Annotated in this window: 20 protein-coding genes; 16 read left to right on the forward strand and 4 right to left on the reverse strand. The window is 49.9% G+C overall.

Annotated features, from left to right (window positions below; translation table 11 throughout):
• Positions 1 to 20: 20 nt before the first annotated feature.
• Positions 21 to 410, forward strand: coding sequence for a DUF3127 domain-containing protein (locus tag IEX60_RS09980; RefSeq protein WP_188750090.1), 390 nt, complete (start codon positions 21 to 23; stop codon positions 408 to 410).
• An 83-nt stretch (positions 411 to 493) separates the two neighbouring features.
• Here IEX60_RS09980 and IEX60_RS09985 read toward each other — a convergent pair whose 3' ends face one another.
• The 4 genes from IEX60_RS09985 to IEX60_RS10000 are packed head-to-tail and all read right to left on the reverse strand — an operon-like array spanning position 494 to position 4,280.
• Positions 494 to 997, reverse strand: coding sequence for a fumarate hydratase (locus IEX60_RS09985; RefSeq protein WP_229717506.1), 504 nt, complete (start codon positions 995 to 997; stop codon positions 494 to 496).
• Positions 994 to 2,391 carry a class II fumarate hydratase gene (fumC, locus tag IEX60_RS09990; protein WP_188750091.1) on the reverse strand — a complete coding sequence of 466 codons (1,398 nt, stop codon included), beginning with the start codon at positions 2,389 to 2,391 and terminating at the stop codon, positions 994 to 996. The genes IEX60_RS09985 and fumC overlap by 4 nt, the downstream gene beginning before the upstream one ends.
• A 47-nt stretch (positions 2,392 to 2,438) precedes the next feature.
• A complete protein-coding gene (locus tag IEX60_RS09995) occupies positions 2,439 to 3,659 on the reverse strand; it encodes a hypothetical protein (RefSeq protein WP_188750093.1) in 1,221 nt (406 codons plus the stop codon).
• 12 nt (positions 3,660 to 3,671) lie between these two features.
• Positions 3,672 to 4,280 carry a Crp/Fnr family transcriptional regulator gene (locus IEX60_RS10000; RefSeq protein ID WP_188750095.1) on the reverse strand — a complete coding sequence of 203 codons (609 nt, stop codon included), beginning with the start codon at positions 4,278 to 4,280 and terminating at the stop codon, positions 3,672 to 3,674.
• Between the two features lie 329 nt (positions 4,281 to 4,609).
• Here IEX60_RS10000 and IEX60_RS10005 point away from each other — a divergent pair, with 329 nt between their 5' ends.
• The 15 genes from IEX60_RS10005 to IEX60_RS10075 all read left to right on the forward strand — a co-directional run bounded on the left by IEX60_RS10005 (position 4,610) and on the right by IEX60_RS10075 (position 19,941).
• Positions 4,610 to 5,077: a c-type cytochrome gene (locus tag IEX60_RS10005; protein ID WP_188750097.1), complete on the forward strand. Its 468-nt coding sequence runs from the start codon at positions 4,610 to 4,612 to the stop codon at positions 5,075 to 5,077.
• A 117-nt stretch (positions 5,078 to 5,194) separates the two neighbouring features.
• Positions 5,195 to 7,165 (forward strand): Sec-dependent nitrous-oxide reductase, encoded by a 1,971-nt coding sequence (gene nosZ, locus IEX60_RS10010; protein ID WP_188750099.1) that lies wholly within the window; start codon positions 5,195 to 5,197, stop codon positions 7,163 to 7,165.
• Positions 7,166 to 7,171: 6 nt separating this feature from the next.
• Complete coding sequence (locus tag IEX60_RS10015) at positions 7,172 to 7,768, forward strand: hypothetical protein (protein ID WP_229717507.1); 597 nt, start codon at positions 7,172 to 7,174, stop codon at positions 7,766 to 7,768.
• Positions 7,765 to 8,211, forward strand: coding sequence for a nitrous oxide reductase accessory protein NosL (locus tag IEX60_RS10020; protein ID WP_188750102.1), 447 nt, complete (start codon positions 7,765 to 7,767; stop codon positions 8,209 to 8,211). Before IEX60_RS10015 ends, IEX60_RS10020 begins: the two co-directional genes overlap by 4 nt.
• Positions 8,212 to 8,225: 14 nt before the next feature.
• Positions 8,226 to 9,485 (forward strand): nitrous oxide reductase family maturation protein NosD, encoded by a 1,260-nt coding sequence (locus IEX60_RS10025; RefSeq protein ID WP_188750104.1) that lies wholly within the window; start codon positions 8,226 to 8,228, stop codon positions 9,483 to 9,485.
• A gap of 13 nt (positions 9,486 to 9,498) precedes the next feature.
• Positions 9,499 to 10,233, forward strand: a complete 735-nt coding sequence (locus IEX60_RS10030) for an ABC transporter ATP-binding protein (RefSeq protein ID WP_188750106.1) — start codon at positions 9,499 to 9,501, stop codon at positions 10,231 to 10,233.
• Positions 10,230 to 10,997, forward strand: coding sequence for an ABC transporter permease (locus IEX60_RS10035; protein WP_188750108.1), 768 nt, complete (start codon positions 10,230 to 10,232; stop codon positions 10,995 to 10,997). The genes IEX60_RS10030 and IEX60_RS10035 overlap by 4 nt, the downstream gene beginning before the upstream one ends.
• Before the next feature lie 116 nt (positions 10,998 to 11,113).
• Positions 11,114 to 12,067: an iron-sulfur cluster repair di-iron protein gene (gene ric / locus IEX60_RS10040; protein WP_188750110.1), complete on the forward strand. Its 954-nt coding sequence runs from the start codon at positions 11,114 to 11,116 to the stop codon at positions 12,065 to 12,067.
• 12 nt (positions 12,068 to 12,079) lie between these two features.
• Positions 12,080 to 12,913 (forward strand): DUF2249 domain-containing protein, encoded by an 834-nt coding sequence (locus tag IEX60_RS10045; protein ID WP_188750112.1) that lies wholly within the window; start codon positions 12,080 to 12,082, stop codon positions 12,911 to 12,913.
• A gap of 19 nt (positions 12,914 to 12,932) precedes the next feature.
• On the forward strand, positions 12,933 to 14,216 hold the full coding sequence (locus IEX60_RS10050; RefSeq protein ID WP_188750114.1) for a hypothetical protein: 1,284 nt from the start codon (positions 12,933 to 12,935) through the stop codon (positions 14,214 to 14,216).
• Entirely contained in the window at positions 14,197 to 14,526 is a 330-nt protein-coding gene (locus tag IEX60_RS10055) for a metal-sulfur cluster assembly factor (RefSeq protein WP_188750115.1), read from the forward strand. The genes IEX60_RS10050 and IEX60_RS10055 overlap by 20 nt, the downstream gene beginning before the upstream one ends.
• A gap of 132 nt (positions 14,527 to 14,658) precedes the next feature.
• Positions 14,659 to 16,485 (forward strand): hypothetical protein, encoded by a 1,827-nt coding sequence (locus IEX60_RS10060; protein ID WP_188750117.1) that lies wholly within the window; start codon positions 14,659 to 14,661, stop codon positions 16,483 to 16,485.
• A 43-nt stretch (positions 16,486 to 16,528) separates the two neighbouring features.
• On the forward strand, positions 16,529 to 16,921 hold the full coding sequence (locus tag IEX60_RS10065) for a hypothetical protein (RefSeq protein WP_188750119.1): 393 nt from the start codon (positions 16,529 to 16,531) through the stop codon (positions 16,919 to 16,921).
• Between the two features lie 182 nt (positions 16,922 to 17,103).
• Complete coding sequence (locus IEX60_RS10070; protein WP_188750121.1) at positions 17,104 to 17,886, forward strand: FixH family protein; 783 nt, start codon at positions 17,104 to 17,106, stop codon at positions 17,884 to 17,886.
• Between the two features lie 27 nt (positions 17,887 to 17,913).
• A complete protein-coding gene (locus IEX60_RS10075; protein WP_188750123.1) occupies positions 17,914 to 19,941 on the forward strand; it encodes a TonB-dependent receptor plug domain-containing protein in 2,028 nt (675 codons plus the stop codon).
• Positions 19,942 to 19,972: the final 31 nt, after the last annotated feature.

Raw genomic sequence — 19,972 nt, forward strand, 5'->3', positions numbered from 1 at the left:
CCGGTAAAAAGACGTAAGTAATGGAAATACGAGGAAAAGTGCATGAAATTGGTGCTGTTCAGCAGGTTACCGATACATTCAAGAAACGGGATTTGGTCGTGCAGTATGCGGAAAACCCCCAATTTGTCGAATATATACGCTTCGAAGCTACTCAAGATCGGACATCTTTATTTGACAATTTGAACGTAGGGGATGAAGTGGAAGTTTCCTTCAATCTTCGCGGACGGCCATGGACGAATAGGGATGGAGTAACCAGTTATTTTAATTCACTCGTTGCTTGGCGGGTGGCGAAGGTTACGACTACGGCGGTAGATCCAGGACAGTCCGCTCCGGGCCCGCAGGCGTTTGACGCGCCTTCTCCTGTGGATATTTCTGCTGACGAGGGAAAAGACGATGATCTGCCCTTCTGATCGAATGATATAGTTTTAGTTGATAATAAATCAAAGGAGAGGTGGTGCCGTGTGTACCGCCTTTTTTTGTTCCCCCCCCCCCGTCATTCCCATCGTTTTTTGGGTACGCACGTGATGTCAGCAGTTTTTCGCAATAAAAGCGGCCGCTGATCATAACGGCTTTCCAAAACAAGTGAATCCGTAGCATACCTGACGATTTTAAAACGGGGAAGATATTGGCCGATACGGTAACAGCCCGAAATTTTCTGTTTCCAATCGGACTTTGTGTATAAACCATCCACAATCAGGCTGTCACCGCGCACCACGTAAATGCCCTTCGCATATTCGGTCCATTGTCCGTTGTTATAGCAGGAATCGGCAATGTTCTTGACCGTAGCGGTTGTATGCAGAACCGCGTATATCGAATCACATGTAAATTTCAATTCATGCAATGTGTACTGCAACAGTGCATCCTGCATGGGAACACTGTCCTGTATCCATACTCCCTGTAGGTAGTCAGCACCTTCGCTCTGAATATCGGGGTTAAAACGGCAACCGGTAATGCACAGAACGAATATACCTGCTATGAATAAACAGCGATTAATCACTTCAGTCCGCCAATCATATCCTCAGGACGTACCCACTCATCAAATTGCTCATTTGTGAGCAAGCCTAATTCCAATGCAGCCTCCCGTAGCGACTTATTTTCCTTGTGGGCTTTTTTCGCGATTTTTGCTGCGTTTTCATAGCCGATATGCGGGTTGAGGGCGGTGACTAGCATCAACGAATTTTCGAGGTGTTTTTTTATGCCGTCGTAGTTGGGCTCGATACCCATGGCACAGTGATCGTTGAAGGACACACATGCATCACCGATGAGCTGGGCGGATTGAAGAAAATTAGCAGCCATAACCGGTTTAAACACGTTAAGCTCGTAGTGACCATTGGCACCGCCGAAGGCAATGGTCACGTCGTTACCAATGACCTGTGCAGCCACCATGGTGAGCGCTTCACATTGGGTTGGATTTACTTTACCCGGCATGATAGACGAACCCGGTTCGTTTTCGGGGATCAGGATTTCGCCGATACCCGAGCGTGGCCCGGAGGCTAACATCCGGATATCATTGGCAATTTTATGCAACGAAACGGCCAATTGTTTTAGGGCACCGTGAGTTTCAACGATGGCATCGTGTGATGCCAATGCTTCAAATTTATTGGGCGCGGTACGGAATGGAAGAGCAGTAAATTCAGCGATGTATTTAGCTACATTTTCCGCATAGCCTTTCGGCGTGTTGATACCAGTACCTACCGCGGTGCCACCCAATGCCAATTCGGACAAATGTGCCAACGTATTGTTAAGCGCCTTTAACCCATAATCGAGCTGCGCCACGTAACCCGAAAACTCTTGTCCTAAGGTAAGCGGTGTAGCATCCATCAAGTGGGTGCGGCCGATTTTTACCACATTGGCGAAAGCATCCGATTTTGCTTTCAGTGTATTACGGAGTTTCTCAACACCGGGAAGGGTTACTTCCACCACCTTCTTATAGGCAGCGATGTGCATGGCGGTTGGATAGGTATCATTGGACGACTGTGATTTATTCACATCGTCATTTGGGTGGATGAAGGGTTTACCTTCGCCCAATTGATTGCCTTGAATGACATGAGCCCGGTTGGATACTACCTCATTCACATTCATGTTGGATTGCGTGCCTGATCCGGTTTGCCAAATAACCAACGGGAATTGGTCGGCCAACTGCCCCGCAAGGATTTCGTCGCACACCTGTGCAATCAAATCCCGTTTTTCAAGGGGGAGTATACCTGCGTCCGCATTGGTGTACGCTGCTGCTTTTTTAAGGTATGCGAAAGCCTCGATGATTTCCCGGGGCATGGAAGCTGAAGGGCCGATCTTGAAGTTGTTGCGTGAGCGTTCGGTCTGCGCTCCCCAATACTTATCGGCAGGCACTTGCACCTCGCCCATGGTATCGTGCTCTATTCTATATGACATGGAAGTGTTGTTTTTTGATAACGTTACAAACTTAGATAAATTGACCTTTATATACAATTTTCATTTCGTGCCTTTTGACTCCATAGCAAGAAGATCAGACCGATGGCGATAATGCCTGCGGCCACAGCCAGTGCCATGGGAGTATATCCTACGGAGGCATTAATAAAACCTGCGATACCTTGTAGCAGTAAGAGCAATTCATTTAAAATAATACCGATAACCAGTATTCCGGTCGCAATGACCGCAGTACGGTTGCTGGACAGAATTTTTTGCATATAGCCATAGGCAACCAGGAAAAGTGTGATGATCACGAGCAATACGAGATGAAGGTACCCGATAACAATCGCCCGGAAGCCGTAGGTTAACTGACTTAACGAAGGAAAAATAGAGAGATCCTGAAGGAGTATTTTGATGCTGACAGCGAGCATGACGCCTATGAGTAGCCACTTTGAAACTGCCGAAAGGTGATGAGCATATTGCCGGTGTGCTGTCAATACCGAATGTAGCCAGACGATCCAAGCAACCGTCTGCAACATCAGTGCAACGGCCACCAGGCAGTAAAGCCAACCGGGTATATTCCACCACAAGGTCGAGAGAAAATAAGTAGGTATGCATGACAGGGTGAAGGCCCAAAATACAAAAGGCATGTGTCTCAGCGATATACCCCGGCTTCGTAACCAATGGTAGGCTAAGCCGAAGCAGGCAAACATAAACCACCCGTTATACTGAAAATGCAGGAAAAAATAAATCGACGCCAACTGCAGCCGCATATCCGTGTTATGAGATGACATCAAATACGCTAAGTGGAAGGTGCCGACCGAGGAAAGCACGAGAAAGATCAGTGCGGCGCGAAACCACCGATGGGTAGTGTCCCGCCAGCATATCGCCGTGAATAGATACGAAATGATGACGGTAGCCGTAGCGGCACAGATCGAATACAATCCATACCCCTGCAGGAAGAAGCTTACGAGCATAGCGTATGAAGCGAACAGGTTGGCTACGACTAATGTTTGGTATTTACGCGGTAGAGCCTGCCTACTTCCCGTATTGCATATGGCAGCCGCAATCAGCACCATTAATGTATGGGATACCCATCCCGAAAAAGCGAAGTGTGAATGGGCATGCAATACATACTTTTGATTGATGGCCGGCAATGGAATTAAAAACTTGATCCGCATAAGCAAGCCTAATGCTGCAACTAGCAATAGATTGAATATTCCCAATATCAACCAACGGCGAATCGTTATTTTGATGATCAATTCTTTCACGAAACTAAAATATCACAAACCATCCGCTGGTACAAATACCTTACCTTTTACAATGCTTAGCCGGTCTTCTTTTTCCATGTGTTTAATAACCCTGATGATGGTCTCCACGCGCAACCCCGTCATATTGGCCAATTGCTGACGGGTGAGCATTAGCCGGTTGCAATCCTTGCAAATGAATTTTCCGTGTTGGTTGAAATAGCCGATCAGTTTGGAGATCACTGCTTCGGGATTGTTTTGGGATAGCAAATCTGTTAAAAAGAATTTAAAACGGAGGTGTTGCACCAATGTTTTCGTAAAGTCAAAATGGACTTCGGGGTTTTCATGCAATAGCTGATGGAAAGAGGAGGTGCACAATTTTAGGATGATACAGGGTGCATCTGCAATGGCGCTGGCGGCGTACGGTGCATCGTCAAATAAGGGAAACTCGCCAAAACTTTCACCGGCCTCCACGATGCGGTGGAGTATTTCCCTGCCATCCTCCGTAATATTGCACCACCTTACACGCCCCGACACCAATTGGTAATAATAGGTTGCAGGCGCCCCTTCATCGAAAATGATATCGCCTGGTGCCGCTTTGCGATAAGTAGCGCCCCGTTGCAGAAGAAGATCTGTTGGAATCATAGGCGGTTTTTTAAAAACATTCCCTAATAGATACTTGTTGCAAGTATACAGGAAGTGATTCCTATCTGCATTGATAGATATCACATCAAGAGGTGACGAAGATCAGGGTTGGCGTTTTTGTTTGTTAACATACTGTAATTCAGAGTCATTTATTTATGGAAAGACCTATATTATTTTGAAAAAAATGACCGATGCCTACTTTATGATTCCACGCATAAAATCGCCTTGGTCCTATGGATATCTTTGTCTTGGCAAAGGAAATTACATCGTAACTTGTAAGATCACGAAAATAAATACCACATAACTATCAAACTCAAAACAACTGAAAAATGAAACAATTAGCGATTATTTTGGTGCTGGGCATATTGATTTATGCCTGCTCATCGGGAGGCAAGCAGAGCTCGGAGAATGGTTCAACAAACACAGAAACTCAACAACAGCCGACAGACTATGATCCTAATCGCGGAGAGGGTAAGTTCGATCACGTAGACGTGGGAGAGAAATTGGATGTACAGCTTGCCAAGGATGGGAAAGTCGTGGCCGATTTGAAATGTGCAAGCTGCCATAAGTACACCGACGAGCGGTTGGTGGGTCCGGGATGGGCAGGTGTTACCGAAAGGCACCGTCCGGAATGGATCATGAACTTCATTACCAATCCGGATCCGATGATCGACAAGGATCCTAAATTGCTCGCCCAATTGGAAATCTGTTTGGTACGCATGCCCAACCAGAACCTGTCTGATGAGGATGCCCGCAAAATCCTGGAGTTCATGCGTGAAAATGACGGAGTTAAGTAGTGATACTCTTTTTATTTATCATCAATATATCGTATAATGAAACCTGTCCTGTCATCGCCTTATGGAAAAGAAGATGAAAATGCAGGTTCCATATAGCCATAAAAAACAATTTTTGATATGAAACCAAAACAATATCTTCTATGGATGGCCGCCGCTGCGGCAGTGTCCATATCCTTCAGCGCCTGCAGACCCAAAGGGGCGGGCAGTGCCGTATCGGGTAACGCTGCCCAGCGGACGTATGTGCCTCCCGGGCAGTACGATGAGTTTTACAACTTTGTGTCCGGCGGATTCAGCGGGCAGATGAGCGTATACGGATTGCCCAGCGGACGCCTGTTTCGCGTAATCCCTGTTTTCTCGGTCGATCCCGAAAAGGCATGGGGATACAGTGAGGAGACCAAGCCCATGTTGATGACATCGCATGGTTTTGTCCCCTGGGATGATCTCCACCACATCGAATCGTCTTTTACCGACGGGATGCCCGACGGTAAATGGATGTTTGCCAACTCCAACAACACACCGCGCCTGGCGAGAATAGACCTCACCACGTACCGGACGGCGGAAATCATCGAAATTCCCAATACGGGGGGTAACCACTGTTCACCCTTCACCACCGAAAATTCGGAATACGTTATTGCCGCGACACGCTTCAGTGTACCGCCGGATGGACCGCAAGGCGATGTGCCGATTAGTTCTTATAAACAAAATTTCAAGGGACACATCAGCTTTGTCAGTGTAGACAAAGAAACCGGTGAATTCAATATCGCTTTCCAGTTGAAAACGCCGGGATTAAACTTCGACCTGTCCAGCGCTGGAAAGGGTGTGTCCAATGGCTGGCTTTTCCTCAGTTGCTACAATTCGGAGCAAGCACACACCTTGTTGGAAGTCAATGCTTCCCAAAATGACAAAGACTTCATTCTGGCCATTAACTGGAAGAAAGCTGAAGAATATTTCAAGGCCGGAAAGGGTACAAAACAAACCAATGTACGCTACGCGCACAATAAATACAATGAGCATACCCACTCGGCTACTCACGAAATCAAAACTGAAGTTACCGTGCTTGACGTCGCTGACTTTGAGGACCTGGCTTACCTGATTCCGTGCCCGAAATCACCGCATGGTACGGATGTGAACCCCACAGGTGAATACATCGTGGGGAGTGGAAAATTGGCCGCATTGATTCCGGTGTTCAGCTTCGATAAAATACAGAAGGCAATCGCTGCCGGTGATTTTGAAAGCGAGCGCTACGACGGCATCCCGGTAATAAAATATGAATCTGCCCTGCACGGTGAAGTGGAAAAACCGGGCTTAGGACCTTTACATACCGAGTTTGATGACAAGGGGAATGCATATACCTCATTTTTTGTCTCTTCGGAAGTGGTGAAATGGAATGTTGAAAAATTGGAGGTACTGGATAGGCAGCCCACTTACTATTCTGTGGGTCACCTCATGGTAGCAGGAGGCAACTCTAAAAAGCCCTACGGCAAATACTTGGTGGCATACAACAAGATCACCAAGGACCGCTTCCTACCGACCGGGCCGGAGCTCTGCCATGCCGCACAGCTGTTTGACATCAGTGGCGATAAAATGGAACTGTTACTCGACTTTCCAACCATCGGCGAGCCTCACTATGCACAGGCCATACCTGCCGATGTGATTAAAGATAGGTCGTTGAAAATATATGACATCAATGCCAATAATCACCCTTTCAAAGCAAATGGAGAAGGCGACGCCCGGGTGGAGCGCGATGGAAACATTGTGCGTGTATACATGACTACTATCCGTTCTCACCTGACTCCCGATGTCATCGAAGGGATCCAGCAGGGTGATGAGGTATACTTCCACATAACCAACATCGAGCAGGATTGGGACATGCCGCATGGCTTTGCAATCAAGGGTGCGGGTAATTCCGAACTGCTGATCATGCCGGGAGAGACTCAGACCCTGAAGTGGGTGCCAGATCGCGTGGGAATCTTTCCCTTCTATTGTACCGATTTCTGTTCTGCATTACACCAGGAGATGTCCGGCTATGTCCGGGTATCCCCCAAGGGAAGCAATGTAGCGCTTACGTCCTATGCGGGCAATAAATAAACTGACGTGAACAATCGACATCGCATTATATCCTTGCACAGGGCCATACTCATCATCAGTGGTGTGGCCCTGCTTGCCGTCATCGCATTGCCCATATGGCGTATTGAGCTGGATGCAGCCCAATATCCCGAAGGCCTCGAACTGTTGATATACAGCTACAAGCTGGATGGGCATGTCGACATCATCAATGGGTTGAATCATTACATCGGGATGAAGACACTCCGTGCCGATGACTTCATCGAGTTTACGGTGTTGCCATACCTCATTGGTATTTATGGCCTTGCTTTTATCGTGGTGGGGTTTTTGGGTAAGCGGAAAGGGCTTTATATTTTGTTTGCCGCCTTTCTTCTTTTTGGCGTCGTATCCATGGTTGACTTTTGGCGTTGGCTGTATGAATACGGCCATGACTTGGATCCGACCGCACCGATCAAGGTACCAGGTATGGCTTATCAGCCACCACTGATCGGGTTCAAGCAATTACTCAATTTCGGTGCGTTTTCCATTCCGGCTATCGGTGGCTGGATATTTATTGCCAGCGGGGTACTATTGGCATATTGTGTATTTGGAGAATGGCGTATCGCTAAAACATGGGCAAAATCATGAAACACATTCGGTTGTTAAGTATACTTTTTCCGGGGCTGGTACTCGCATGTAGTACACAAGCTTGTGGAGGCGATGGTCCCAAGCCCATTAACTTTGGACAAGACCAGTGTGCCCACTGCCGGATGACGGTGAGCGATGCACGTTTCGGCAGTCAGTTGGTGACAACCAAGGGGCGGGCTTACGTGTTTGATGACGTGCAATGCCTGATCGCTTTCGTGAAGGCCGGCACCGTGGCATCGGAAGACGTGGCCGCTTATTATTTGTCGGACTATGTCAATGAAAACAAGCTGCAGCCGGTAGAAAAGCTTCTGTTCCTGAGAAGTGAGTCATTGAAGAGCCCCATGCGAGGCGACATCGCCGCATTCGCCAGTCGGGAGGACCTCGAAAAGGTGAGGGAAGTCCATGGGGGAGATGTCCTGACCTGGGAAGACTTGTGGAAGTAGGTGAAGGTATAAAAATGATACGGTATTTTATAGTTGTATTTGAGCTATGTGTTTGCCTGTTGGTAAGCGGCATGGGACATGCCGCTACCATTCAGGTAAGTGCTACGCATCGGATTACGTCTATAAAACGTGCGCTGGAAATCGCTGTAGATGGAGATACCATCCAAGTGTATGCGGGTACCTACCGTGAAGGTAACATTGTTATCCGGAAACGTGTCGCGCTGATCGGTGTGGGCAATCCAGTAATAGATGGTGAAAAACAATACGAGCCTATCTCCATTTTTGTTCCGCATGTGACGGTCAGTGGATTCACCATTAAGGCATCCGGCCAATCGTCGGTACGGGATATCGCGGCAGTAAAGCTTTACGAAACGCACCATGTGACCGTTGCCGATAATGTCTTGGATGACAATTTCTTCGGTATCTACCTACAAGGTTCCAAGCAGTGTACCATCCGCAATAACCGGCTGACGGCGTATGGCAAGACCGAACAGGTGACGGGAAACGGCATACACGGTTGGAAAAGCGACAGCCTTGTTATTTCGGGAAACACGGTGGTGGGGCATCGAGACGGGATTTACCTGGAATTCGTGACACACACCGATGTGCGGGATAATCAAGTGCTGAATAACCGTCGTTATGGACTGCATTTCATGTTTTCGCATGAGAATGGATACTATGACAACGCCTTTACCGGAAACGGTTCGGGGGTAGCGGTCATGTACACCAAGCATGTGCGTATGGAGCGTAATGTGTTCAGTGAGAACTGGGGTGATGCGGCCTACGGACTGCTGCTCAAAGAGATTACCGACAGCCATATCGAACACAACGTGTTCGTCCGCAACACGACCGGGATATTAATGGAAGGCAGTAACCGTGTTCAGATCCAGCACAATCAATTTGAAGGAAACGGTTGGGCACTGAAGATACAGACCAGCTGCATGGATAATGTACTCACGCAGAACAATTTCGTGCACAATACTTTCGACGTTGCTACCAACGGCTCATTGATGCTCAACAAATTCGAGCGTAATTATTGGGATAAGTATGAGGGCTATGACCTGGATAAAGACCGCGAGGGCGATGTGCCTTACCGGCCCGTGAGCTTGTATTCAATGGTCGTGGAAAAGTATCCGATGGCCATGCTGTTATTCCGCAGTTTTATGGTTACCTTGCTTGACCGCACGGAGCGCGTGATGCCCAGCCTTATCCCGGAAGATTTGAAAGATGATTACCCGCTGATGAGGCCTGTCGTAATGGCTTACGCGGAATGAATCTTATTGATATATGATCACAATCCAGAACATATCCAAACGGTTTGGAAAGCTCCAGGTGCTTGACAACGTTTCGCTGACGTTGAACGGAGGGCAATGCGTGGCATTGATCGGGCCCAACGGAAGCGGAAAGACCACGTTGATTAAGTCTATCCTGGGCATGGTCATGCCGCAGTCCGGCGCCTTGCTGTTCAAGGGGAACCCTGTGGGGCAACAGTGGGAGTACCGGCGGGACATCGGGTACATGCCACAGATTGGCCGTTACCCGGAGAACATGACCATCGGGCAGGTGCTGGATATGATGAAAGATATCCGCAAGGTGCCGGAGGCCGCATTGGATCGGGACCTGTTCGACGTGTTCGAACTCGATAAAATGCTGGACAAGCGCATGGGTACCCTGTCCGGAGGGACAAGGCAGAAAGTCAGTGCCTGCCTGGCATTTATGTTTAAACCGGAAGTGCTCATCCTGGATGAGCCTACGGCCGGTTTGGATCCGGTGTCTACCGAATTATTGAAAGACAAGATCCTGGCCGAAAAGAATAATAACCGATTGATTATCATCACCTCACATGTGCTGAGTGATCTGGATGATTTGGCGACCGAAGTAATCTATATGCAAGAGGGCCGGCCGCTGTTTCATAAACCGTTGGAAGTACTCAAGGAAGAAACCGGGACGGACCGGTTGGCTAAGGCCATTGCAAGGATCATGGCAAAACAGGGGATGAAGAAAGGAGTGACGACGGTATGAGCAAGATTGTCAAATATGTCATTGCCGATTTACTTCGGAGCCGGGCGATTATGGTGTACGCATTGGTGTTGCTGGTATTATCAATCAGTGTATTCAGCATTGAGGACAACGCAGATAAAGGAGTGGTCAGCTTACTGAACATCATCTTGTTTGTGGTCCCCCTGGTGAGCATTATTTTCTCAACGGTATACCTGTATAACAGCGCGGAATTCATCGAACTGCTCGTAAGCCAGCCGCTGAAGCGCCGGACGATATGGATGAGTATATTCACCGGGTTGGCTGGGGCTGTGGCGCTGGCATTCCTGATAGGGGTAGGGGTTCCCATTTTGTTGTACGCCTTCACTCCGTCGGGGATCATATTGTTACTATCCGGTATGATGTTATCCCTGATTTTTGTGTCGATAGCCATGTGGGCGGCGGTGCGTATCCGTGATAAAGCGAAAGGCATCGGCCTGTCGATTTTGTTGTGGCTGTATTTTGCCTTGTTGTTCGACGCACTGGTGCTTTTTATCCTGTTCCAATTCTCAGATTATCCGATTGAAAATGGAATGGTTGCTGTGGCGATGCTCAATCCGATCGACATTAGCCGGATACTCATTTTGTTGCAGGTCGATATATCGGCTATGATGGGCTACACGGGTGCCATATTCCGGAATTTCTTTGGCACGGGTTGGGGAATGACCATTACCGTCTTGGTGTTAATGGCTTGGACGGCCGTCCCGGTATGGTTTTCCTTACGATTTTTTAAGCAGAAGGATTTGTAGGTGGATGGTTAAGGATGGCTGATTATCAGCATCATGTAAAAATAAGTATAAAGCAGAACTAATAAAGGACAAAAAAGTCTTTTTTTAATATATTTGAAAATCAAATTCATAAAGTCATGATAAAAACAGCAATACTGGATGTTACGCAGATAGAACCTCGGCTGAAGCATCCGACGATTTTCGAGCATTTCGATGCATTGGAGCAGGGTGAAAGTTTCATCATCCACAATGACCACGATCCCAGGCCGCTTTATTACCAGCTCTTGGGCGAGCGTGGCAATATCTTCACGTGGGAATACCTGGAATCGGGACCCTTACATTGGCAGGTGCAGCTAGCTAAACCCGCTGCCGAGGCGGAAGAGACCATAGGCGAAATTGCTGCCAAAGATATACGGAAGGCAGCCGTTTTCAAAAAACTGGGTATTGATTTCTGCTGTGGCGGAAAGCAGACGCTCAAAGAGGCCGTCCATCAGGCGGGCCTGACCGAGGAACAGGTACAGGAAGCATTGGACCGTTCGGAAGCTGTCGTTGCAGGGCAGGTCACACACGATTTCGGTTCATGGGACCTGGGCTTTCTAGCAGATTATATTTATAACGTCCATCACAAGTATATCCGCGAAAGTGGACCGGTCATCGAACAGTTAGCAGAAAAGGTCGCTATGCGTCACGGGCAGGTACATCCCGAACTTTTCGAATTGGCGAATGGACTGAAAGGGCTGATAAATGAACTGTACAGCCATGTGCAGAAAGAAGAACGGGTATTGTTTCCAGCTATCAAAGCCCTGGAAGGTAATGGAGCGAACACTCAGATACCGGTCGGAATCAAAGGGCCGGTGCAAGTAATGGAAGCGGAACATGGATCTGCGGGTGATGAACTCAAGGCATTGAGGAAGCTGACGAGTGATTACGAACTGCCGGCCGACGCCTGCAATTCATATACCTACCTTTTCGAAAAAATAAAGGAATTTGAAAATGATCTTTTCCAACACATCCATTTGGAAAATAATATTTTATTCCCCAAAGCTTTGAAGCTGGAAAAGGAGCGCCTGAGTAGTGCTGGTGCATTATAAGGAGGGACAGCGATGGTTATCAACAAACACACCCGCGTATCGGAGGTCATCAAAGCGAATGCGGATAGCATCGCAGCCATAGCGGAACTTGCGAAGCCCTTGCGCAAATTGAAAAATCCGTTGCTGCGGCGCGTTATGGCCCCGCGGGTGACATTGGCCGAGGCAGCCGCCATTGGCGGCTGCTCGCTGGCAGATATCCGTGCGGCACTGGAACCCTTGGGCTTCCAGTTTGCCGATGAGGCGACAGACAAGGAGGATGGACGGGACAAGGGGCAGCGTCCGGATTGGCTCGACGCTGCGGAAGATGGTGCAATCGACCTATTCGACGTACGCCAGCTGATCGAATCGGGTGATGATCCGCTCAAAGCCATCATACAACGATACCGAGTGTTGCCAGCCGGCAACCTGCTGTGTATCGTCAATTCCTTTATTCCTTACCCGTTGATCAATTTGTTGGGGAAAAAAGGAGCAGATAGCTTTGTGGAAACGGTAGCAGATAACGTGCATTATACCTGGTTTTTCAAGCGTGATGTGCCTGCTGGACAGACTGAGGCTCCGGAAGGAGACCAGGTGACGATGCACGATGCGTCCTCATTCGATCGGGTATTGGCGGCGTATCCGGAGACCCGTCTGGTCCACCTCGACGTCCGTCCCTTGCCGATGCCGCAACCCATGGAAACCATCTTGGAAACCTTGCCAACGCTGGCACCCGGACAGGCACTGTTCGTACAGCATAAGCGGGTGCCCCTGCACCTGCTGGAGGAACTCGCCGAGCAGGCGTATGTGGTGCATATTTATGAGGTGGTGGAAGGGGATGTGAAGCTGTTAATCGTGGGGAGTAATTAGTATTTAGTACGAAGTAGGTATGGCGGCAGATATCAGCATCGGGAAAGCACCCCACCCTTTGGCGGTATTGCCTTTTTACGGTACGGGAGCGGGGTTCTTTGCCGCACTGGCCGTATTGCTTTTCATGACCGCCGGTGAACTGACCGGACACCATTTTAATCCGCATGTGCTGGCAATTGTCCATACAGCCGCATTGGGCTGGGGGACGATGGTTATTTTCGGGGCGGCTTACCAGCTGTTACCGGTGATCTGCGAGCGCGACTTGTACAGCGTGGCACTGGCGGTCGTATCATATGTGCTGCTCACAATAGGGACTATCCTGTTGGTTTGGTCGTTTTGGGTGTTTGAAGTGGGCGCGTTGATGATTACGGGCGGTTCGTTGGTGGTAGTTGCGGCCTTACTCTATACCGTCAATACGTGTGCTACCGCCGCGCTGCATCAAAACAGCTCGGTCCAACGGGCATTCATCGTGAGCTCGGCACTGTGGCTGCTTATTACCGTCATCATTGGGCTTTTATTGGCTATCAACCTACGGGTTACCTTTATTCCGCGCAACCACCTCGATATGCTGAAGCTCCATGCCCATGCCGGCTTGGTGGGATGGTTCCTGCAACTGATTACCGGTGTGAGTACCAAGCTGGTGCCGATGTTCCTATTGGGAAAGTCGAAGCGGGAGTGGCTGCTCTACGCCGCCCTGGTATTACAGAACGTCGGATTAGTGCTGTTCCTTGCCGACGGCTACTTCAATCCCATTACGGCAAAGATGCTGATTTATGCGGGTATCGTTGCGTTGGGTACGGCAGCGTGGCTGGTTTACCTCGCCGATGCCTATCGCAACCGCTTGCGCAGGAAAGTAGAGCTGCTGATGAAGCATACCGCCGTCTCGTTCGCCTGCCTGGCGGTGGGATTCGTTCTGCTCCCGATGGCGTATTACTTCACCGATACCCGTTGGGTCTCCCTCTATGGCACCTTCCTGTTTCTGGGATGGATTACCGCCATTATCTTGGGCAAAACCTTTAAGACGTTGCCGTTTATCGTCTGGAGCAGCCATTACCGGCACCTCACCGGCAAAGTAAAGGTACCGCTGCCCAAGCAACTGTACAGCGAGCGGCTTACCGTCTACCAGTTTTACCTCTACCTGGCCGCCTTTGTGCTACTGGTTGCAGGTATGATCGCGGATTATATGCCGTTGATCCGTGTCGCGCTGGTGCTGTGGATGATGCTGGCTGCGGTATACGCCGCCAACGTGGCGAAGATAATTTTTCACAAACCCATGATTACAGATGGAAATAGAACTCAATAGCCCGTTTGCTGCAGAATTGGTTAAAGCGCAGACGGCCCTGATGCAGGTGATTGACCCCGAACTGTACGTTAATATCGTCGACCTGGGTTTGGTTTATGGGGTTGACTTTACAAATGAGGCCAAGGTGAAAGTGACGATGACCCTTTCTACACCCGGCTGCCCCATGGGAGACGCGATTACCGGAGGCGTGAAGAACGCATTGGAAACCGTTTTTCCCGGTCGGGAAATCGAGGTCAATATTGTGTGGGAACCACGATGGAACTACCACATGATTACGGATGAGGGTAAAGCCCAGATGGGACTGGAATAGGCTTCCATTAAAATTTATGATTCCCATCACTTCCACGGGTGACCGGCGTCACGTGGCGTCGTCGGCAAAGCGCTAATTTTGTAAGGGTTAATCCGTCATCAACGTGACGAAGCCAACAAGTGAACATACACAATGAACGAAACCAATCCACATACTTTTCACATCCCGGTGATGGGGTTAGGGTTTACCATTGACACGCCGTTGAAAGTGGCGCGGTTTGGTATATCATCGGCACTATCCCTCGCCGACGATCACCTCATGGAGCAGATGCGTGAATTTTACGCGGGGGAATACGGCCGCCCATTCAGTCCCATTTCACCGAAATCCGACGACTATCGCGCCAAGCGGATCACGGCATACCTCAATCTGGTGCATGATATCGTCAATCAGCAGGTCGAGCAATTGCGTAGTGACACATTTGAGGCGGATAGCGAGCTGACCCGCTATTTTGAACTGTTGCCGGAAGGATCACCCGTTAAACGCAGCTACCTGGCGATGTGCGCGAGCAATGACGAAAAACAGGAATCGTTGGCCGCTGACCTTCGACAGGCAGTAACCGCGGGCGCGATTGATGTGAATATCATGACCAAGGTGGACAAGACCAACTATGCACCGGATGGCACCCCACTGCCACCGGAATATTCGGATGCATCGGCTGCTCTTCGAGGATTTGCCCTAAGCAACCTCCGTTCATCCGTTATTTTGTCGGCCGGGCTGAATCCCCGGTTGTACGGTTACTTCGAAAAATTCGACAATTTCTTCCCCGATGGGGACGGACGGCTTACCAAACGGATTATCCTAAAGGTAAGCGACTATCGGTCTGCATTGATCCAGGGTAAGCTGCTGGCTAAGAAAGGGTTGTGGGTATCCGAGTTCCGGATAGAATCCGGCCTGAACTGCGGAGGGCATGCATTCGTTAGCGACGGGGTGCTCCTGGGACCTATTATGGAGGCATTCAAGACCCAGCGGGAAGTGCTTTATGCCGAATTGAAAAGCCTATGTGATGCGGCACTTGCGGGTAAGGGGAGGCAGGGGTTCAGCAAGGACCCTGTACAGCGCATCACGGTGCAGGGCGGTATCGGTACGGTCGGCGAAGACCGTTTCCTGCGGGACTACTACCAGTTGGACGGCACCGGTTGGGGTAGCCCATTCTTATTGGTGCCCGAGGCGACCAATGTAGACGACGATACCCTCGGGAAATTGGTAAATGCGCAACCGGACGATTTTTACCTGAGCGAAGCCTCGCCGTTGGGTGTGCCGTTCCATAATTTCCGGCCGAGTAGCTCCGAAGAACAGCGGAAATCGCGGGTAGCCAAAAACCGTCCGGGTAGTCCATGTCACAAGAAATTCCTGTCATTCAATACCGAATTTACCGAAAAGCCGATTTGCACGGCTTCCCGGCAATACCAAAACCTGAAACTCAAGGAAGCAAGGGAGAAGTATCCCGACGAACAGGCGTATCAACAGGCTGCGGCAGCCATTGTCGAAAAAGATTGCCTGTGTGAGGGGCTCGCGGCACCGGCAGTGCTGACCAATGGCATACCGCCCAAGCACAACCTCAAGGCAGTGACGATATGCCCGGGCCCGAATATGGTCTATTTTTCCAAAATCGCTTCGCTGAAAGAGATGGTCAATCACATCTATGGGAAGATCAGCCTGCTGAACGAGCGGTTCCGTTCAAACCTGTTTGTCAATGAACTGCGGCTTTATATCGATTACCTAAAAAAGGAAATCGAAAAACACCAACATGATTTTACGGAGAAGCAAGGTGTCCACTACCGGACATTCCGGGACAACCTACTGCTTGGAATCGAATACTACCGATCCTTGATCCCGTCGATGCAGCGCTATGCCCAAACCAACATAGATGATATGAAAACCGCTATGGCAGATGCGGAAAAAATACTGCTTGGATTGACTGTTTTTGATGTTAAAAAGCCGATATTGCAGCCCGTTTGAAACGGCCGCAACGTTGTGCGGTGACGATGGTAAAACAAAGATAATGCAAAAGTTAACGTTGGTTTTGAAACGCGTGGTACCCTTCCTGATGGTGGCTGCTGTATTGATGCAGGCACTGAACAAGGATTTGGTGGCAGCGGCGTTTTATCTCAACCAGCGGTATATCGCGGAAAATCTTTGCGAGAACATCGGCCGGCCGGAAATGCACTGCAATGGGATCTGCCAACTGAAAAAAGCGCTCCAAAAGGCAGCAGAAAAGGAAAAAGAGGCGACTTCTTCCCTGATCAAGGTTGAGGTACAAATCTGCGAACGCTGGCCTGAAACTCTTTTGGCGGCATGTTTTGGTTCGTATACGGCGTACCAATACCCGACGGACTATTTGCTTTCGCCATTGCGTATACCAAACGATATTTTTCGGCCGCCCATCGGCTGTTAGTGCTTGCTATTTATTCCCCTTCGATAGGGGAGCATTCACACATTTTTTTTAAATAAAGGGATACCTGTGTGCCGGTAGCTTGCGTTGCAGCGACCGGCGAAAGCAAGCTTCGCCATTGCAAAAAGCAAACGTGGCGGTGAACATTCAGGTTCTATGAAACAATTGAAAGACAAATTATTATCATGAATAAGATTTTAACAGTACTGATTCTTGTCGGATGCAGTGCGCTATCCTGCAAGAAAGAACATACGGAGCCTATTGAATCCGGTCTTAACCAACTGGCGGAGGCTTCCATCCCGGATGGCCGTAAAGTCATCCTGTTGGCCGATAAGGAGCAGTTGAGGGTGGGATACCAAGCCATTTACCTTCGTATCGAAGATGCGTCGGGCAAGACCGATAAACAGGCAGACGTAAAAGTAACTCCGATGATGGATATGCACACCATGCAGCACAGCAGTCCCGTCGAACAACCGGTCTATGTTGCGTCACAGGACGTGTACGCCGGAGCTGTGGTCTTTACCATGTCATCCGGTGAAATGGGCACCTGGAAACTCGCCGTGGAGGTGGATGGCCACCCCGTAGATTTGGACGTGACCGTAGCCGAAGCGGCTGCAGGCAACAGGCCTGTAAGCACATTTGTCGGGACGGACGGGACGAGCTATACCATCGCGTTGGTACAACCCCAGGTGCCAAAAACGGGGATGAACGACTTGGAAGTGCTGATCAGCAGCCGAACGGATATGCACCATTTCCCGCCGGTCAACGGTTTGGAAGTGACCTTCGAGCCGGAGATGCCCTCGATGGGGCATGGTTCGCCCAACAACATCGACCCAACGGGCAACGGCAATGGCCGCTATCGCGGTAAGGCCAATTTTACGATGACGGGCGACTGGCGGCTGCATTTCACACTGAAGCGGAATGGGGAAACCATCGCCGAGGATGTATACCTTGACATTGTATTTTAATAAAAATAAATCCATACCTGTCACATCATGATTCGGTTGACAAACTTTTTTTGGGGAATCTTCCTGTTTCCATTCGCTGTATCTGCGCAGCATGTACCGATGCCGGCCGATAGCAACTTGAAGAACGTCTTGCTGCATGAGGTTGTCGTGCTGCGCCAGCAGGGTGTTTCGGAGGCGGACCAGCAAGAACACCGGGCGGGCCTGCAGGCACAGACGGACAATTTATTGGCAGATATTCCCGGCGTGCAGCTTGTACGCCGGGGAAATTATGCCTGGGAGCCTACCATTCGCAGTCTGAATGCCGGCCAGATCAACGTCACCATCGATGGGATGCATATCTTTGGTGCCTGTACGGATCGCATGGATCCCGTGAGCTCCTACATTGAACCCAACAACCTGAAAAGCATTGCGGTCAGCCTCGGCCCCGACTATGGCAACCACGGCGGGACTGTCGGCGGTGGGATCAACTTTAAATTAAATACCCCCCAGCTCCGTTCCTTAAGCCGGGTAAGCGGAATGGTCGGCACCGGATACGAGAGCAATGCCCAAGGGGTGCAGACGCTCGCCTCAATGGCATACAGCGGTGAACGGTTTGCGCTCAATGCCAATGGCATTTTTCGCAGGGCGGCTAATTACCAGGCGGCCGGGGGAGAGGAAGTCCTATTTTCGCAGTACCGGAAATGGAATGTCGCACTATCAGGCCGCTACCAGCTCGATCGTCGCCACTCGCTGGAAGCCAGCTATATCCAAGATGAGGGCAGGGACATCGGCTACCCGGCACTGAGTATGGATGTCGCTTTCGCGAACGCCAAGATCGGTTCTCTATCCCACCACTACCACGGCCACGAGGGAAGATTAGCCCATGTGGAGACCAAACTGTATTATAATTTCATCGACCACGCGATGGACGACACCAAGCGGCCCGCTGAGCAGGTACCGATGCATATGGACATGCCCGGTAAGTCTTGGACCGGAGGTTTTTATAGCGAGACTTCCTACCACCTGCACGCAAAACATGTACTCAACGCCCGCATCAGCGGCTACCGCAACCGCTTAACGGCTGATATGACCATGTATCCCCACAGCGGTGCGCCCATGTATATGTACACCATACCGGATGCACAGCGAAGCTTCCTGGGGCTTGATGTGTCAGACCATATCTGTATCACCGATCGCTTGGATTTGGCCGTCAACGGCACCTTGAGCTACAACAGTTCGATCATCTACAGCGAGGCTGGCAAGGCCCAGTTATCGGGCGTCGTACCCGGCAATCCGGATCGGGAAGATTTCCTGTGGAGTGCCAACCTGAAAACCTACTATCGATTTTCTCCGGCTTGGCAACTTTCGGTGAATGTGGGCAAGACCATGCGTGTGGCGTCGTTGCAGGAATATTATGCGTTCTATATTTTCAACAGGTTGGATGGTTTTGATTACATCGGCAATGCGCAACTGGCAGATGAACGGGCCGTCAATACCAACCTTGGACTCACCTTCCAGCGGGGAATATTCCGGGTGGAGGCAACGGGTTTCGGCTACTTCTTCTCGGATTACATTGCCGGGCGTATTTTGCCCGATTACAACGTGATGACCATTGGGGCCAACGGCGTGAAGCAATACCAGAACATCGGCAAGGCGACGCTTTACGGCGGTGAACTGGCGGTGGGGATGCAGCTCAGTGAGCAGGTCAGGTTCAGCAGTGTCAATACCTACACCCGGGGCCAGGATGCTGATGGCTATGCCTTGCCCTTGGTCAGCCCCTTTCAATCCATCAATACCGTATTCACACACGTAAGGGGGTATCATTTCCATGCCGAAATGGAAACCGCAGCGGCGCAACGGCATGTTTCTTTCGAGCGGTACGGTGAGACGGAGACGCCTTCTTCCACGGTGTTCAACGTTGGTGTCCGGAAAGTCTTTGCCATTGGGAAAATGGGCTTGAATACCGCGCTACGGGTTGAGAATGTATTTGATCGCTATTATCACCGCCACTTGGATATCATGAAAATCGCCCGGCCGGGCAGGAATGTAGTGATGCAGGTAGCGGTGGAATTTTAAGTGTTGAAGTTTTTGCTTCGTGCAGTGTCGA

Origin of the sequence: Parapedobacter defluvii, assembly GCF_014642075.1 — a bacterium.
Taxonomy (GTDB): Bacteria; Bacteroidota; Bacteroidia; order Sphingobacteriales; family Sphingobacteriaceae; genus Parapedobacter; species Parapedobacter defluvii.